This is a genomic window from Mesorhizobium sp. B1-1-5 (assembly GCF_006443065.1).
In the GTDB taxonomy this organism is placed as follows: domain Bacteria; phylum Pseudomonadota; class Alphaproteobacteria; order Rhizobiales; family Rhizobiaceae; genus Mesorhizobium.
Window position 1 is genome coordinate 1 of record NZ_VFWS01000670.1, and the last position, 1,029, is coordinate 1,029.

2 protein-coding genes are annotated in these 1,029 nt (G+C 61.0%); both read right to left on the reverse strand.

What is annotated here, in order from left to right; genetic code table 11:
• Positions 1 to 146: 146 nt before the first annotated feature.
• Complete coding sequence (locus FJ980_RS35065; RefSeq protein ID WP_181181434.1) at positions 147 to 320, reverse strand: hypothetical protein; 174 nt, start codon at positions 318 to 320, stop codon at positions 147 to 149.
• Positions 321 to 559: 239 nt separating this feature from the next.
• Entirely contained in the window at positions 560 to 1,021 is a 462-nt protein-coding gene (locus FJ980_RS34255) for a heme-binding protein (protein ID WP_140547741.1), read from the reverse strand.
• Positions 1,022 to 1,029: the final 8 nt, after the last annotated feature.

Consider the following 1,029-nt stretch of genomic DNA (forward strand, 5'->3'; position numbering starts at 1 on the left):
CAACCCACTCCCAATCAGCCAAGAGAGCTTCTTCCGCATGTATTAACTTCTGCTTTCCTGTCCGTCTAAGATATTCTCGAAACGCCTCAAATGGGGTGATGGCCGAAATCTCATTCCGCTCCTTCCAGCCTCGCCAACGCCTGTTCTCACCGGGCAATCACGGCGGGATCGTTCATGAAGTCCGTCCGTTTGCCCGGCTTGCGTCCGCGCTTCAAATAACCGTTGCCCTGGCTGCCGTCGGGAATGCCGAACATGTGGTTCGTCTCGCCGATGCGGCGGCGTCCGTGCTGGCTGCGCGTCAGTTCACGGTCGGCCTGCATCTCGGCCACCGTTGCAAGCGCAAAGTGTTGGCATCACTAAATGGCTGCTACACCCATAAGTCGCATAAGATAGATTATGGAACTAAGCCTTCGGCTCCGGTCTCTGAATCGGCCGTCGGTTGCCGGCGAATGCGATCTTGCACGTCGGCCGGTTCGAGTGTGGAGACAGGTTCACAGACTGAACCCGTTCAACGGAGCAGCCCGCTTTGACGGGCTGCGTTGGCACATCCTAGGCAAGTTTACTCGGCGGCGCCGATCGCCTTGAGCCCGGCGGCGGCGCATTTGGCGTCGATATCGCCCGAAGGAGCACCGCCGACGCCAATGCCGGCCACCAGGGCATCGCCGAACTTGACCGGCAAGCCGCCAGCCTGGATCACCATGCGAGGATCCATGTCACGCATGCCGTCATTTGCCGGCTTGGAGGCTATGAATTCGGCGAGCCCCGCAGTGTCGCGACCCAAGGCTGCCGCGGTGAAGGCCTTGCCTTCGGCGCTGGATGCGGTGTGTGCGCCGGAATTATCGGCCTTGAGCAGCACTTGCGTCGCGCCGCTCCGCGCCACGATGGCGACGCTGACATTGCTGCCTTCGGCAGCGCAGGCCTCCAGCGCGGCTTGTGCTGCCTTGGTTGCCCGCTCAAGCGGCAAGTAAGGGACGGTTGGCAATTCCTGCGCTGTGGCAGCGATAGGAGTAAGAAGCGTCACTGTAAGTA